The organism is Tabrizicola caldifontis, assembly GCF_004762095.1.
GTDB lineage: Bacteria > Pseudomonadota > Alphaproteobacteria > Rhodobacterales > Rhodobacteraceae > Tabrizicola > Tabrizicola caldifontis.
Window position 1 is genome coordinate 44,699 of the sequence record NZ_SIJH01000012.1, and the last position, 15,360, is coordinate 60,058.

At 67.2% G+C, this 15,360-nt stretch carries 16 protein-coding genes; 4 read left to right on the forward strand and 12 right to left on the reverse strand.

Annotated elements, in window-relative coordinates; translation table 11 throughout:
* Window positions 1-40: 40 nt before the first annotated feature.
* From EYB42_RS11395 to coxB, 10 genes are all read right to left on the reverse strand, one after another.
* The gene (locus EYB42_RS11395; RefSeq protein WP_135450237.1) at window positions 41-841 is read right to left on the reverse strand and encodes an MBL fold metallo-hydrolase; all 801 of its coding nucleotides are present in this window, start codon (window positions 839-841) and stop codon (window positions 41-43) included.
* Window positions 842-1,098: 257 nt separating this feature from the next.
* Window positions 1,099-1,683 (reverse strand): GNAT family N-acetyltransferase, encoded by a 585-nt coding sequence (locus EYB42_RS11400; protein WP_135450342.1) that lies wholly within the window; start codon window positions 1,681-1,683, stop codon window positions 1,099-1,101.
* A gap of 2 nt (window positions 1,684-1,685) precedes the next feature.
* Window positions 1,686-2,945 carry a M16 family metallopeptidase gene (locus tag EYB42_RS11405; RefSeq protein WP_135450238.1) on the reverse strand — a complete coding sequence of 420 codons (1,260 nt, stop codon included), beginning with the start codon at window positions 2,943-2,945 and terminating at the stop codon, window positions 1,686-1,688.
* A 137-nt stretch (window positions 2,946-3,082) separates the two neighbouring features.
* Window positions 3,083-4,471: a threonine synthase gene (thrC, locus tag EYB42_RS11410; protein WP_135450239.1), complete on the reverse strand. Its 1,389-nt coding sequence runs from the start codon at window positions 4,469-4,471 to the stop codon at window positions 3,083-3,085.
* A gap of 11 nt (window positions 4,472-4,482) precedes the next feature.
* Window positions 4,483-5,151, reverse strand: a complete 669-nt coding sequence (locus tag EYB42_RS11415) for an SURF1 family protein (protein WP_135450240.1) — start codon at window positions 5,149-5,151, stop codon at window positions 4,483-4,485.
* A gap of 71 nt (window positions 5,152-5,222) precedes the next feature.
* Window positions 5,223-6,026 carry a cytochrome c oxidase subunit 3 gene (locus tag EYB42_RS11420; protein WP_135450241.1) on the reverse strand — a complete coding sequence of 268 codons (804 nt, stop codon included), beginning with the start codon at window positions 6,024-6,026 and terminating at the stop codon, window positions 5,223-5,225.
* A gap of 27 nt (window positions 6,027-6,053) precedes the next feature.
* Window positions 6,054-6,647 (reverse strand): cytochrome c oxidase assembly protein, encoded by a 594-nt coding sequence (locus tag EYB42_RS11425; RefSeq protein ID WP_135450242.1) that lies wholly within the window; start codon window positions 6,645-6,647, stop codon window positions 6,054-6,056.
* Complete coding sequence (locus EYB42_RS11430; protein WP_135450243.1) at window positions 6,644-6,850, reverse strand: hypothetical protein; 207 nt, start codon at window positions 6,848-6,850, stop codon at window positions 6,644-6,646. The genes EYB42_RS11425 and EYB42_RS11430 overlap by 4 nt, the downstream gene beginning before the upstream one ends.
* Window position 6,851: 1 nt before the next feature.
* Entirely contained in the window at window positions 6,852-7,796 is a 945-nt protein-coding gene (cyoE, locus tag EYB42_RS11435) for a heme o synthase (protein ID WP_135450244.1), read from the reverse strand.
* Between the two features lie 64 nt (window positions 7,797-7,860).
* The gene (gene coxB / locus EYB42_RS11440; RefSeq protein ID WP_135450245.1) at window positions 7,861-8,772 is read right to left on the reverse strand and encodes a cytochrome c oxidase subunit II; all 912 of its coding nucleotides are present in this window, start codon (window positions 8,770-8,772) and stop codon (window positions 7,861-7,863) included.
* A gap of 334 nt (window positions 8,773-9,106) precedes the next feature.
* On the opposite strand from coxB, the gene EYB42_RS17380 reads away from it, so the two are divergent.
* Genes EYB42_RS17380 through tldD form a run of 3 tightly spaced genes read left to right on the forward strand, consistent with a single transcriptional unit; the run spans window position 9,107 to window position 11,239 of the window.
* Window positions 9,107-9,244, forward strand: a complete 138-nt coding sequence (locus EYB42_RS17380) for a hypothetical protein (protein WP_167851003.1) — start codon at window positions 9,107-9,109, stop codon at window positions 9,242-9,244.
* A gap of 24 nt (window positions 9,245-9,268) precedes the next feature.
* Window positions 9,269-9,766: an alpha/beta hydrolase gene (locus EYB42_RS11445; protein WP_135450246.1), complete on the forward strand. Its 498-nt coding sequence runs from the start codon at window positions 9,269-9,271 to the stop codon at window positions 9,764-9,766.
* 51 nt (window positions 9,767-9,817) lie between these two features.
* On the forward strand, window positions 9,818-11,239 hold the full coding sequence (gene tldD, locus EYB42_RS11450) for a metalloprotease TldD (RefSeq protein ID WP_135450247.1): 1,422 nt from the start codon (window positions 9,818-9,820) through the stop codon (window positions 11,237-11,239).
* 18 nt (window positions 11,240-11,257) lie between these two features.
* On the opposite strand, the gene EYB42_RS11455 is transcribed toward tldD, so the two are convergent.
* Window positions 11,258-12,085: a LysR family transcriptional regulator gene (locus tag EYB42_RS11455; protein WP_167851004.1), complete on the reverse strand. Its 828-nt coding sequence runs from the start codon at window positions 12,083-12,085 to the stop codon at window positions 11,258-11,260.
* A gap of 103 nt (window positions 12,086-12,188) precedes the next feature.
* On the opposite strand from EYB42_RS11455, the gene EYB42_RS11460 reads away from it, so the two are divergent.
* On the forward strand, window positions 12,189-12,995 hold the full coding sequence (locus tag EYB42_RS11460) for an arylamine N-acetyltransferase family protein (RefSeq protein WP_135450249.1): 807 nt from the start codon (window positions 12,189-12,191) through the stop codon (window positions 12,993-12,995).
* Here the strand turns inward: EYB42_RS11460 and EYB42_RS11465 are convergent.
* Window positions 12,992-15,292 carry a Tex family protein gene (locus EYB42_RS11465; protein WP_135450250.1) on the reverse strand — a complete coding sequence of 767 codons (2,301 nt, stop codon included), beginning with the start codon at window positions 15,290-15,292 and terminating at the stop codon, window positions 12,992-12,994. The two genes, EYB42_RS11460 and EYB42_RS11465, sit on opposite strands and share 4 nt — an antisense overlap.
* Window positions 15,293-15,360: the final 68 nt, after the last annotated feature.

The following is a 15,360-nucleotide window of genomic DNA, read 5'->3' on the forward strand; positions in this document are numbered from 1 at the left end:
GCGCCCTACCTAGCGCCGGTCGGTGACGGGCGCCAGACGCTCAGTCCAGAAAGGCCGGCTCCAGCACCAGGATCGTCGGCTGCGAAGGCAGGTCGCGCAGGGAAAGCGCGATCTGCGCCCCGCCCGTCTCGACCACGGCGAATTCCGAAGACATCTCGGCCAGGAAGGCGTTCAGCGAGCCGCGGCTGAACCAGTGCATCGGGATCACGACCGACGACCGGAACCGTCGCACCACGCCCGCCATGTCCTGAAGCCGCAGCGTGTAGCCGCCATCGACCGGCACCATCACGATGTCCAGCCGCCCGATCGCCGCGTATTGCTCTGGCGTGGGGATCTGGTGCAGGTGGCCCAGATGGCCGATGCACAGACCGCCGGCCTCGAAGATGAAGATCGAGTTCCCGTCCCGGCGCGCACCTTCGCCAAAGGGCCCGCGCGTATCGGTGGTAACGTTGCGCACCAGCATCGGGCCCAGGTCCAGCCGGTGATCGGCAGCCGCTGCGCCCTCGCCCCAGCCCTTCAGCACATGCGGGATCCGCGGATCGGGGTTGGCGGTCCAGTGCGTGGAATGAGCGTTGTTCATCGTCACCACATCAGGCACCAGGTCCGCAGTCCCAAGATAGCCGGTATAATCGGTGACCGCGACCGTGCCATCGGGCGTGACGATGGCAAAGCTCGCATGGTCGATATAACGGATGAGAACCTGGTTCGCCTCCAGCCCGTCATGCAGCGCCGCGGGCATCACCTGCGGCTCGGCCCCGGCCAGCGCGATGCAGTGCGATGGGATCCGGTCCTGCGCCGAGGCGGGCACGGCAAGCATGGCAAGGGCAATGATCAGACGCATCGGACCTCCCGATAGTTTGCCAAGGGTAACCCGGATTGGCGGCAGGTCACCCGGCAGCCGCATCACGGATGCGCGAGGTCAGAACCATACCGCCCCAAGACGGCATGGCTCCACGCCCATTGCGGACAAGTCGTTCTTCCTCTCTGCCCAAATATCCCGGCCGGAGGCCCGGCGAGCGTCCTTGCGTCCTTCACGCAAGGACGCGAGGTGAAAGGCATGCGCCCGCAATGGCGCTCGATTCCCCCGGTGACCGGGCCTCAGCCCACGTCGGTTCGCCCGCGCCGATCTCCGCGCAGGTTGGCGTAAAGCACATGGTTGCGCCAGCGCCCGTTGATCTGCAGATAGCTCTGCGCAACGCCTTCATACTTGAAGCCGCACTTTTCAAGCACCCCGCGCGAGGCAACGTTTTCCGGCAGGCAGGCGGCTTCCAGCCGCGACAGGTCCATCCGGGTGAAGGCATGGTGGGTCAGGGCCAGGATCGCCTCGCGCATGTAACCCTGCCGGGCGAAGGGTTCCCCGATCCAGTAGCCGAAGGTTCCGGTCTGGGCCGGGCCGCGGCGGATATTGTCCAGCGTCAGCGCGCCGAGAAGCTGGTTATCATCGCGGCGGATCAGCAGCATCGGCAGCGCCGTGCCCTGGGCTTCAGCCCGCTGCGCCCAATAGACCCGATTGGTGAAAGCCCGGCGCGACAGGTGGTCGGTTGACCAGACGGGTTCCCATCTGGCCAGGAACTCGGCCGAAGCGGCGCGCAGTTCGGCCCATTGGCGCCAGTCGGCATGTTCGGGCAGGCGCAGCGTCATGCGCTCGGTTTCAACCCGGACGCGCCGCTTCAGCCCCAGCAGCATCAGGCGGCAAGCCCCTTCCGAATCGCCTCGATCCCCGGAGCCTGCGCCACAGGGCCGTAGATCGCCAACGCCGATTTCGCAGCCGTCAGCCCCTCGGCATAGCTGCGGACGGCCGCTGTATCGACCGCATCGATCTTGGCGACGGTTTCTGCCAGGGGCGGCACCCGGCCCCAAATCGACAACAGCCGCGCATTGCGCTCGGCCCTGGACGAGGGGCTTTCCAGCCCCATCAGAAGCCCCGCACGCAGCTGGGCGCGGGCACGGGCGACTTCTGCCTCGGTCATGTCCTCGGCAGCGCGCCTCAGCTCGTCAACGGTCAACCGCGTCAGTTCGCCGATCTCCTGTTCCGATGTGCCGGCATAGATCGTGATGTGACCGGTGTCCTCGTAGGCGGAAGCCTGGGCGTGGATCGAATAGCACAGGCCCCGGTCTTCGCGGATCTTCTGGAACAGCCGGCTGGACATGCCCCCACCCATCGCGGTCGCATAGACCTGCGCGGCATAGACCGCATCGTCGCGGTAGCCCGGGCCTTCGAAGGACAGGGCGAAATGGACCTGTTCCAGATCCTTCACCTCGCGTCGCTCGCCGCCCTCGAACCGCGCCGGCTCGACCGCGGGGCGCCCGACGGGCCTGAGGCGGCCGAAGATGTGCTCGGCTGCCGCCACGATGGCCGCATGGTCCACCCCGCCCGCAGCCGAGAGAATCATCTGGTCGGGGCTGTAATGCGCACCGGTGAAGGCCTCGAAATCGGCCTTGCGGAAGGCGGCGACGCGTTCCTCCGGGCCCAGGATCGTGCGGCCGAAGGGCTGGTTCGGATAGCTCACCTCATGCAGCCAGTCGAAGATGATGTCGTCGGGCGTGTCCAGCGCCTGGCCGATCTCCTGCAGGATCACATGCCGTTCCGTCTCGATATCCGCCTTGCGGAAAAGCGGGTGAAGCACGATGTCCGCGATCACATCCAGCGCCATCACGACATCCTGCGACAGTACGCGGGCATAATAGGCCGTCATCTCGCGGCTGGTATAGGCGTTGATGTAACCGCCCACGTCCTCGATTTCCTCGGCGATGCGCAGTGCAGAGCGGCGCCGGGTTCCCTTGAAGGCCATGTGCTCCAGGAAATGCGCGATGCCGTTCTGTTCGGGCTGTTCGTGGCGGCCGCCGGCCTCCACCCACAGGCCTATGCTGGCCGATTGCAGGCCCGGCATGTCCTCGGTGACGATGCGGAAGCCGTTGGCAAGCGTATGCAGTTGAAGCGTCAAGGTCCGGTCCCGGCGTTCAGGCGTGTCGCCTGCTCATACAGCCGCGGCGCCGCAAGCGAAAGAGGCGAGGTCGCCCCCCTCCTCGTGCGACTTTGTCTTCCCGCCGGGCGGCACCGCCGCCGCGAGGAGAGACGATCTCATCGACGCGCGATCCTCTCGTACACCAGCGCCTGCAAGGCGGAGAGGTCGTTCGGCACCCGTGTCACCCGCTCTGGCCGGTCGAAAAGGTCCGCCATATGCGGCGGAAGGCCGGGGCGAACGCCGGTCGCGCACTCCACGGCATCGGGAAACTTCGCCGGGTGCGCGGTTGCCAGCGTGACCATGGGGGCAAGCCCGACATGTTCCTCGGCTACCTTCACGCCCACTGCCGTATGCGGGCAAAGCAGTTCCCCCGTCGTCTTCCAGTGTCTTGCGATCACCGCCAGCGTCTCGTCCTCGTCGCAGCGGCCCGAGGCGAATGTGGCCCGCAGCATCTCGATGGCACCCTTCGACAGGGTGAAGCCCCCCGTCTTCAGTTCCGCCATCAGCGAAGCCACGGCAGCCCCGTCCCGACCATAGGCATCGAAGAGCACCCGCTCGAAGTTCGAGGAGACCTGGATGTCCATCGACGGGCTGATCGAGGGTTTGACACCGTGCATACGATAGTCGCCGGTGCGCAGCACCCGGTCGAGAATGTCGTTCTGGTTCGTGGCGATCACCAGTCGGTCGATCGGCAATCCCATCTGCCTGGCGATGTAGCCGGCGAAGATGTCGCCGAAATTGCCGGTGGGCACAGTGAAGCTGACCGCGCGGTGCGGCGCCCCAAGCGCGGTGGCGGCGTAGAAATAATAGACCACCTGCGCCAGCACCCGCGCCCAATTGATGCTGTTCACGCCCGCCAGCCGGACGCGATCGCGGAAGGCGAAGTCGTTGAACATGTCCTTCACCCGGGCCTGGGCGTCGTCGAATGTGCCGTCGATTGCCAGCGCATGGACGTTCGGCTCGGACGGCGTCGTCATCTGGCGCCGCTGCACCTCCGAAACACGGCCATGCGGGAAGAGGATGAACACGTCCACATTGGGCAGCCCCCGGAACGCCTCCATCGCCGCCGATCCGGTGTCGCCCGAGGTCGCGCCGACGATGGTGATCCGTTCCCCCGTCCGGGCCAGCGCCGCCTGCATCATCTGGCCGATGAGGCTCATGGCAAAGTCCTTGAAGGCCAGCGTCGGGCCGTGGAACAGTTCCAGCAGGAAATGGTTAGACCCAAGCTGCACAAGGGGCGCGCGCGCAGCGTGGTGGAAGCCCTTGTAGGCATTCGCGATCAGACTGCGGAATTCGTCGTCCGTAAAGAACCCGCCCAGAAAGGGCCGCATCACGCGAAAGGCGACGTCCTCGTATGGCAGGCCAGCCAGCGCCGCGATTTCGGCAGTCATCATGGTCGGCACGGTATCGGGCACATACAGACCGCCATCGCGGGCAAGGCCGGTCATCATCGCCTCGCCGAAGCCAAGGACGGGGGCGGCACCACGGGTCGAGATGTACTGCATCGCTCTTGCCTTCACACCTTCCGCATCCTGATACGCCAGAGCAGGAACAGAGTCATCCCCGCCCAGGTCGCGGCCAGCAGAAACCACTGGATCGCATAGCCCCAATGGTCGTTGGGTATACCAGAGGTATCCACGGGCACCGGCTCGATCCCGTCACCGGTTGGCCTGGCCGCGACAATCAGTGTCGGCTCTGTCTTCAGCGCCGCCGCCATGGCGGGCACATCGCGGGCAAACCACAGCCCGGTCTTCCGGTCGGGTGGCGGGGTGAAGGCGTTGGTATCCTGCGGCCAGTGCAGATGACCCTCGACACGCGCCTCGGTCACCGTGCGGGGGGCATTGCGGGCCTCTTCGGGCAGAAAGCCGCGCTGGACCATGATGCGGCGCCCATCCGGCAGGACGAAGGCCTCGATCAGAAGGACACCCGGGCTTGCCCCGCGCTGACCGGCCAGCACCTCGATCGTCTCTCCGGTGAAGCGGCCCTCGGCGTAAACGGGCTTGAACTTGTCGCGCAACTCTTCCGGCTGGTCGGGAAGAGGCACAGGGATATCCCCGATCCGGGCCTCGATCGCGTCAAGATATACCCGCTTTTCCTCCATCCGGCGCAATTGCCAGAAACCCAGGTTCATCAGGATCGCCACTCCCACGAGGCCGAGGATGGCGGGAAACAGATAGCGGCGCATGGCTTACCCCGGAAATGAAAAGCGCAGGCCCGAAGGCCCGCGCTTGAACGGTTGTAGGGCTTGACCGTGGCTCAGCCCTGCCCCCAGACATAGACAGCGGCAAAGAGGAACAGCCAGACCACGTCCACGAAGTGCCAGTACCAGATGGCAGCTTCGAAGCCGACATGCTTTTCGGGCGTGAAATGTCCCTTCAGCACACGGATCAGGCAGACGGTCAGGAAGATCGTGCCGATGATCACATGAAAACCGTGGAAGCCCGTCGCCATGAAGAACGTGGCGCCGTAGATGTTGCCGGCAAAGCCGAAGGCCGCGTGGCTGTATTCATAGGCCTGCATGAAGGTGAAGATCACACCAAGAACGATGGCGATGATCAGACCGTTCACCACGTCCTTGCGATTGTTTTCGTGCACCAGCGCATGGTGAGCCCAGGTCGCAGCGCAGCCCGACAAGAGCAGGATCAGCGTGTTGATGAAGGGCAGATGCCAAGGGTCGAAGGTCTCGATCCCCGGCGGCGGCCACACACCATCCACCGCCGGCGACTGCGGCCCCATCGGATACATGCGGTGCTTGAAGAAGGTCCAGAACCAGGCCACGAAGAACATGACCTCGGACATGATGAACAGGATGAAGCCATACTTCAGGCCCAGCCGCACGACCGGCGTATGGTCACCTGCCTGGCTTTCCTGCACGACCTCGGACCACCAGGCGAACATGACGTAGAGCACGCCAGCAAGGCCGATCAGCGCCAGCCAAGGGGCCGAGCCGTGCATCCACAGCACCGCGCCAAACAGCATGACGAATGCCGCGATCGAGCCGAGCAGCGGCCAGATCGACGGAGGCAGGACGTGGTAATCGTGGTTCTTTGCGTGGGCCATGGCCGACGGTTCCCTCGTTTCTTGTCTTCAGTTCACCGCGGCTGCGTCGGCCGCGGCGGGTTCGCTGAGCACTGCCTGATCCTGAGGCAGCGGCGTTTCATGGAAAGTGTAGCTGAGGACGATTTCCTGCACAAACCGGCCCTCGGGATCGTCGACCATCGCGGGATCGACGTAGAAGCTGACCGGCAGCTGCACCGTTTCGCCGGGCTGCAACACCTGTTCGGTAAAGCAGAAACAGGCAATCTTGGTGAAATAACCGCCCGCCGCATAGGGATAGACGTTGAAGCTGGCGGTCCCGGCAACGGGGCGCGAGGTCGGGTTGTGCGCCTCGTAGAAGGCAAGGCCGGTCTCGCCGATGCGGATTTCCATCGAAGGGACGGCGGGCTTGAAGGTCCAGGGCATGCCCTGTTCCAGCGATGCGTCAAAGCGCACCTTCACCGTGCGATCCAGAACGACATCAGACCCGGCCTCTGCCACGCTGGTCGTGCCACCGAAGCCGGTGACGCGGCAGAACCAGTCGTAGAAGGGCACTGCCGCGAAGGACAGCGAGGCCATGGTGATGACGACGCCGACCAGCTTGACGAGTGTACGGTTCGGTCCCTGAAGGCGCGGGAAGATCATTGGCCAGCCTCCCGAGGTGTGGTCTGGGAGGGCACCATCTCGGGCCGCACGACATGGTCGAAGGCCTGCATTGGCTCGCCGCGGCGGATCTTGACCACGGTCAGCGCGAAGACCAGTGCGACGAAGGCCGCCAGCGTCAGGCCAAGCCCGAGGTTGCGGCTGAAGCGGCGCCTGTGCAGTTCGTGGGTAGCCCGGATGGCCATGTTACCAGCCCCCCAGCCCGTAGGGCTTCAATGCGGCTTCCACCAGGAAAGCGGCGAAGTGCAGGAAAAGATACATGAGCGAGAAGCGGAAGAAGGCCTTTTCTACGGCGTAACCGTCAGCTTCGGCCATGGCCTCATCGCGCCGCCGGATGCGCAGGGCGCCGACCACGAACCAAAGGTTCAGCACCACGGCCACCGCCAGCGTCAGCGGACCGCCGATCGAGGTCAGCGCCGCACCGACCGCAACGGGCACCAGAAGCAGGGTATAGGCCAGGATATGCGCCCGCGTCACCTTGCGGCCATGGGTCACGGTCAGCATCGGCACACCGGCCTTGTGGTAGTCTTCCTTCATGAACAGCGCCAGCGCCCAGAAATGCGGCGGCGTCCACATGAAGATCAGCGAAAACATCAGCAGGGCTTCCACGCTGACCGAGCCTGTCGCGGCCGCCCAGCCGATCATGGGCGGAAAGGCCCCGGCCGCACCGCCGATCACGATATTCTGCGGGGTAGAGCGCTTCAGCCAGATGGAATAGATCACGGCATAGAAGAAGATCGTGAATGCCAGCAGGGCCGCTGCAGCCCAGTTCGTCGCCAGCCAAAGCATGACGACGCTGATGCCGGAAAGCGCAAGGCCCACGGCCAGCGCCTCGCCTGCCGCGACCCGACCTGCGGGCACCGGGCGGCGCGCAGTCCGCCTCATCACGGCATCGATATCGGCATCCCACCACATGTTAAGGGCACCGCTCGCCCCCGCGCCCAGAGCGATGAACAGGATCGCGGCGAAGGCTTCTACCGGGTGCAGCGCGACCGGCGCGACCAGCAGACCCACCAGCGCCGTAAAGACGACCAGCGACATCACGCGCGGTTTCAGAAGCTGCACATAATCGCCGAAGCCGGGCTCATGGCCGGCACCGGTCGTCGTCTGATAGGCGTGAATATCGCTCATCCCGGCTCCGTTCTGGCTGGGGCGCCTGACCTCGCAGGCGCCCGGCACGTCGCATCAGGCGGGCTCAGTTGCCCGACGCCAACTGCACCGGCTGGGCCGTCGCTGCCTGAGACAGCACCACGTTGCCAGCCTTGGCCTGTTCCAGCCACTGGGCGTAGGCGGCTTCCGAAACCACCTTCACGGTGATCGGCATGTAGGCATGCATCTGACCGCACAGCTCCGAGCATTGTCCGAAATAGATGCCTTCCTTCTCGGGCTTGAACCACAGCGCTGCCAGACGACCGGGCACTGCGTCCTGCATCACGCCGAAGGCAGGCACCTTCCAGGAATGGATCACGTCAGCCGCCGTCACCTGCACCACCACGGTCTTGCCCACCGGCACCACCAGCGCCGTATCGGTTGCCAGCAGGAACTGATCCTTCGTGTAACCCAGCGCGGCAAGCTCGGCCTCGACCTCGGGGGTCAGCATGTTCGCGCCGCCGGCGGCGGGCGAGCCGACCATGTAGCTGTCGAAGCTGATGCCCTCATCGACATACTCGTAGCCCCAGTACCATTGGTAGCCGGTTGCCTTGATCGTCACGTCGCCGACCGGGATTTCCTGCTGCTTGAACAGGATAGGCAGCGAGAAGGCCCCGATGAACACCAGGATCACGATCGGGATCACCGTCCATGCCACCTCAAGCGGCGAGTTGTGGGTGAACCGCGCGGGCGTCGGGTTCGACCTGGAATTGTAACGGATCATCACATAGATCAGCAGTGCCGTGACGAAGATCACGATCGCGGTGATGATGTACAGGATCATGTGGTCCAGCCAGTGGATATCGTCGGCGAGCGACGTGCCCGCAGGCTGGAACCCCATGGCGCCGTTGACCGGCTGTCCAATGATTTCAAGGGCTTGCTGGGCAATGGCGCTGCCCGCCACCATGCTTGCAGAGGCGGCCGCGGCAATGCCGGTCATTGCAGTCGAAAGGCGCATGTCTTTTTCCCGTTCGTGCGGCGGCTTTGCCGCCTTATTGTCAGGTCTGCCGTCGAGGACAGAATCCCGTTGAATCCCGCTTGCTTCAAATCATAATGCCGCGGGCGGGACAAGTGAAACCGTTGCGACATAGCAGCGCCCCGGACACAGATCCGGGGCCCACAGCCGGGAAAGGGCGCACGCTCCAGACCTTCTGGGCGAGATCCTTGCGGGCTTCGGCCTCGTCCATGCGGCAGCGCTGTCGGGTCTGTTCCTTGCCCAGCGCGACCTGCAATGTTTCCCCACCCGCCGTGATCCCGCGCCAGAGCATCTGGGCCTGACCGGGGTGGAGCGGGTGGTCCTGCCGGGTGCAGACGGCGCCGCGGCGGCCCTGTGGTGGTCGGCACCGGCGCCCGGCCGTCCGGCGATCCTGTTTCTGCACGGTAATGCCGGAAAGATCGCCGACCGGGCAGATCGGCTGGCCTTCTACTAGGGGCGTGGTTACGGGGCAGCCTTCCTGTCATACCGCGGCTATGGCGGCTCGACCGGGCGGCCGAGTGAGGCGGGGCTGATCAGTGATGCCAGAGCCGCCCATGAATTCGTGGCCGCACGGGGCATTCCCCCGCAACGGATTGCGCTGGTGGGCGAATCCCTTGGTGCGGCCGTTGCCGTGCAACTGGCTGCACGGGCTCCGGTCGGCGCCGTGGTGCTGGAGTCACCTTTCACCGCCGCGGTCGATCTTGCAGCCGAGTTCTACCCCTGGGCACCGGTGCAGCTGCTGATGCGCGACCGGTTCCGCAGCCGCGACCTCATGGCCGCCATCGATGCACCGCTGCTTGTCCTGCACGGGGAACGGGATAAAGTCATCTCCTACCTGCACGGCCGCGCGCTGTTCCGGCTTGCACGCGAACCGAAGACCTTCCTTTCGTTGGGCCCTGTGGGGCACGAGGCCCTGTCCGAACCTGCCACCTGGACGGCCGGCGCCGATTTTCTGGACGGGCTGTTCCCGCCTTGACCCTGCCTGCTGCCCGGCCCATCTCTGACGCCTGCATCCGACGAGGCCGCCATGAACGACGCTCCCTTCCGACCTTTCGACACCCACCTGGACGAGGCCGCTGCGCTGGCCATCCTGCGCGAGGCGACCGCCGGGGCCGACGATGGCGAGCTGTTTCTGGAACGCCGCCGAGCCGAGGCGATCGTGCTGGACGATGGGCGCATCAGGCAGGCCACCTATGACGCGAGCCAGGGCTTCGGCTTGCGCGCGGTCCGTGGCGAGGTCGCGGGCTACGCCCATTCGACCGAGATCAGCGAAACCGCGCTGCGCCGCGCTGCCGAGACGGCCAGGCTGGCGGTGGGTGCCGGCGGTGGCACGCTGGCCGAGCCGCCGCGCGGCACCAACACGCAGCTTTACCGCGCCGACGACCCGATGGCCGATGCGACCTTCCCGGTGAAGATTGACCTTCTGCGCGAAATCGACGCCCACGCCCGCAGCCTTGACCCGCGGGTGGTGCAGGTCTCGGCCACCCTGTCCGCCAGCCTGCAAGAGGTGGAGATCCTGCGCCCCGAGGGCACCCGGCTGGCCGACATCCGCCCGATGGCGCGGCTGAACGTCAGCGTCATCCTGGAAGAAAACGGCCGGCGCGAGACCGGCGGCATGGGCAAGGGCGGGCGGCACGGGCTGGCGCAACTGATGTCGCCCGACACCTGGAAGCCGATGATCGAGGAGGCCCTGCGCATCGCCCGTGTCAACCTTGGCGCCGTCGAGGCACCCGCTGGCGTGATGGACGTGGTGCTCGGCCCTGGCTGGCCGGGGATCCTTCTGCACGAGGCCATCGGCCACGGGCTGGAGGGCGACTTCAACCGCAAGGAAACCTCGGCCTTTGCCGGACTGATGGGGAAACAGATCGCCTCGAAGGGCGTGACTGTCCTGGATGACGGAACAATCCCGGACCGCCGCGGCTCGATCACCATCGACGACGAAGGCACGCCCTCGGGCAGGAACGTGCTGATCGAGGACGGGGTGCTGGTGGGCTACATGCAGGACCGGCAGAATGCGCGGCTGATGGGGGTGGCCCCCACCGGCAACGGCCGGCGCGAAAGCTTCGCGCATATCCCGATGCCGCGGATGACGAACACCTACATGCTGGCCGGCAAGGACGACCCGGCCGGCATCCTCGCAAGCCTGAAGGACGGCATCTACGCCGTGGGCTTCGGCGGCGGGCAGGTGGACATCACCTCCGGCAAGTTCGTGTTCAGCTGCACCGAGGCCTACCGGGTCAGGAACGGCGTGGTGGGCGAGGCGGTGAAGGGCGCGACGCTGATCGGCGACGGGGCCACCGCCCTGAAGGGCATCCGCGCCATCGGCAACGACCTGCAGCTCGATCCCGGCATCGGCAACTGCGGCAAGGCCGGGCAATGGGTGCCGGTGGGCGTGGGCCAGCCGACGCTGCTGATCCAGGGCCTGACGGTCGGCGGCGCGGCGGCCTGACCGGCAGGGACGACCCGCTCAGGCCAACTGCCGCGCCTTGCGGAAATGGGCCCTTGCCCAGCGCAGGAACGGGGCGATGCGCGGATGGGTCGCCTCGTCCCGGTCGGCCAGCAGCCAGACCGGCGTCGCCTCGGGCACCGGCAGATCCAGCCGCTGCACCCGCCCGTCCGCCAGCCTTTCCGGCAAAAGCGCCACCCCCTGCCCGCGCGCGCAGGCCTCCAGCATCGCCAGCGGGCTTGAGGACATCAGCGCCACCGTCCCGCCCTGCGCGGCAAGCCAGGCATAGACCGGCACCCGCGCCAGCGAGCCCGAGGCGACGATCACCCGATGCCCGGCCAGGGTCCCGACCACCGGGTGCCGGCGAAGATAGTCCGGCGCGGCGAACAGCGCACAGTCGAGCTGGCCGATCCGCTCTCCCGCCGTGCCTTCGGGCGGGGTCTCGAAGGGCGAGACAAGGACGTCATAGCTCGACCGCGGCAGGGTGAAGAGATCGTCATGCACCGAATGGTCTGCCGGCTGGCCCTGCGCTGCGGACCATTCCGGCAGGGCATCGGCCAGGAACAGCCGCGCCGTCACCTCGCAACTGGCGATCCGCAAGGGCGCGGGCAGCGCCTCGGTCCGGGCGAAGGCGCGGGCCATCTGGCGGGCGGCGGCCACCAGCGCCGCGCCGCGCGGGGTGAGGCCACCGTCGGGGCCGAACACCGGCCGCCCCCCGGCCTCAACCGCCGCGATCCGGCGCGACATGGTGGACTGGCTGACCCCCAACACCCGCGCCGCCGCCGAGAGGCTGCCGGCTTCGTGCACCGCCAGCACCCAGCGCGCCTGGTTCCAGTCGGGGTCGGACATCGCGGCCAAGCCATGCGAAAACGGATGGACCCCTGCACTATCGCGGATGGACCCTTGACCGTCGATCCGGCATCCCGCCGCCGTCCAATCCACGGAGCCCGACATGTTCGACCTTGACGCCTATCTCTCCCGCATCGGCCACCGCGCCGCGGCCCCGGGCCTTGCCGCCCTGGCCGCCCTGCAACGCGCGCAAATGGCCGCCATTCCCTTCGAGAACACCGACCCCTTCCTCGGCCGCCTGCCCGACCTTGCGCCGGATGCGCTGTGGCGGAAGCTGGTGCTCGACCGTCGCGGCGGCTACTGCCTGGAACTCAACGCGCTGTTCGGCGCGGCACTGGCGGCGCTGGGCTACACGGCGCAGCCGATCCTCGGCCGGGTGCGCATGGGTGCCCCGGTCGACGGGCCGCGGGCGCATCTGGCCTGGCTCGTGCGGCTGGACGGGGCGGATTATCTGGCCGACACCGGTTTTGGCGGCCCCGGTCCCGACCAACCCCTGCGGCTGCACCGGGCCGAACGGGTGGAAACCGCGCTTGGCGCCTTCCGGCTGCGGCCCGAGCCCGGCTCGGGCGAATGGGTGCTGGAACGCGAGACCGACTCCGGCTGGTTCGCGCTTTACGGCTTCGACCGCCAGCCCCCGGCCAAGGGCGAGATCGAGGCCGCCAACCGGATCTGCGCCCTGTCGGACCGCTCGCCCTTCCCGGCCAACCTGATGCTGTTCCGCATCGCAGATGGCGCGCGGGCCGGGCTGATGAACCTGCGCCTGACCCAGGGCGACAGCGCGCGCCGGATCGAGGGCTACGAGGATTTCCGCCAGGTCCTGACCCGGACCTTCGCCCTGCCCGAGGCGCCCGACCAGATGCGCGCGCTATGGGACCGGCTGGTCACGCTGCCCGAGCCGGCCGAGGCCTAGCGGCCGAACTTGCCCTTCAGCGCCTCGGCAAAGGCGTTGCCCCCGCCCTGCGGCCCGGCCTGCATCGGCCCCCGCGCGGGTTTGCCTGGGGCCGGGCCGCGCTCGCGCGACTGGTCGCGGGCCGAGGCGCCGCCGTCCGACTTCATCGACAGGCCGATCCGCTTGCGCGGCACATCGACCTCGACCACCCGGACGCGCACCACATCGCCCGCCTTCACCACGGCATGGGGATCCTTCACGAAGCTGTCGGACAACTGGCTGACATGGACAAGGCCGTCCTGATGCACACCGATGTCCACGAAGGCGCCGAAGGCCGCGACGTTGGTGACGGTGCCTTCCAGCACCATGCCGGGTTTGAGGTCGGTGATCTCGTTCACCCCTTCGCTGAAGGTCGCCGTCCTGAAACTGGGCCGGGGGTCGCGGCCCGGCTTTTCCAGTTCGGCCAGGATGTCCTTCACCGTCGGCAGGCCGAAGCGGTCGTCCACGAAGTCCGCCGGGTTCAGCCGCTTCAGCGCCGCGCCGTCGCCCATAAGGCTGCGGATGTCGCGCCCGCAGGCGGCGACGATCTTCCGGGCCACGTCATAGGCTTCCGGATGGACAGAGGAGGCATCCAGCGGCTCGGCCCCGTCACGGATCCGTAGGAAGCCTGCCGCCTGTTCGAAGGCCTTCGGCCCGAGCCGCGGCACCTTGAGCAGATCCTTCCGCGTCGCGAAGGGTCCGTTCTGGTCGCGGTGCGCGACGATGGCCTCGGCCAGGCCCGGTCCGACGCCAGAAACCCGCGCCAGAAGGGGGGCAGAGGCGGTGTTGAGGTCCACCCCCACCGCGTTCACCGCGTCCTCGACCACCGCATCCAGCACCTTCGCCAGCCGGTGCTGGTCCACGTCGTGCTGATATTGGCCGACGCCGATCGCCTTGGGTTCGATCTTCACCAGTTCGGCCAGCGGGTCCTGCAGGCGCCGGGCAATCGAGACCGCGCCGCGCAGGGACACGTCCAAGTCGGGGAACTCGCGCGCAGCCAGTTCCGAAGCGGAATAGACCGAGGCCCCGGCCTCCGAGACCACCACCTTGACCGGCTTCTCCGCACCCGCGGGCAGCAGCGCCAGAAGGTCCGCCACCAGCTTTTCCGTCTCGCGGCTGGCAGTGCCGTTGCCGATGGCGATGAGTTTGACGCCATGCGCGCCGATCAGCCGGGCAAGCGTCATCTGCGCGCCCTTCACGTCGAGCTTCGGCTGGAAGGGGTAGATCGTGTCGGTCGCCACCAGCTTGCCGGTGGCATCGACCACCGCGACCTTGACACCGGTGCGGATGCCGGGGTCGAGGCCCATCGTCGCCTTGCCCCCGGCCGGGGCCGCCAGCAGCAAGTCCTTCAGGTTGCGCGCGAAAACCCGGATCGCCTCGGCCTCGGCCGCCTCGCGCAACTCGGCCATCAGGTCCAGCGTCAGCGAGGTGCGGATCTTCACCCGCCAGGCCCACGCGGCCGCCTCGCGCAGCCAGCGGTCCCCCGGCCCGTTGCCACCGGCCCCCACCGCAGCACCGCAGGCCCGTTCCGCCGGGCTTTCGCCGCGCGGGCTGTCGGCATCCACATCAAGGTCCAGCGTCAGAACCTCTTCGTTGCGGCCGCGGAACATGGCCAGCGCACGGTGGCTGGGCACGCGCGAGAAGTCCTCGGAATGGGCGAAGTAATCGGCGAACTTCGTACCCGCGGCCTCTTTCCCCGGCACGACCTTCGCCGAAAGCTTGCCCACCTTGCGCATGTGGTCGCGCAGCCGGCCAAGCAGCCCCGCATCCTCGGCCAGGCCTTCCGCCAGGATGTCGCGCGCACCTTCCAGCGCCGACTTGGCGTCGGGAAAGCCTTCCGAAAGGAAGCCAGAGGCCAGCGCCACCGGATCAGCGGCGCGGTCGGCGAGGATAGCGTCCAGCAGACCCTGCAAGCCGGCCTCGCGCGCGATCATCGCCTTGGTGCGGCGCTTGGGCTTGTAAGGCAGGTAGATGTCCTCAAGCTCGGCCTTGGTCGCCGCCCCGGCAATCGCGCGCGCCAGGTCGTCGGTCATCTTGCCTTGCCCGGTAATGGACTCGGCAATCGCCGCCCGCCGCGCCTCGAGCTCGCGCAGATAGCCCAGCCGTTCCTCCAGCCGGCGCAGCTGGCTGTCGTCGAGGCCCCCCGTCACCTCCTTGCGGTAGCGCGCGACGAAGGGGACCGTGGCGCCGCCATCCAGAAGCTCGATTGCCGCGGTCACCTGCTGGGGCGTGGCCCCGATCTCGGCGGCGATCAGGCTGGGGATGCGGGTCAGGCTCATGGGATTCCTCTTCGGTCAGGGGAGCGCACCTTAGACGCGGCCCCTTGCCGGGTGAAGCCCGCCAGGCA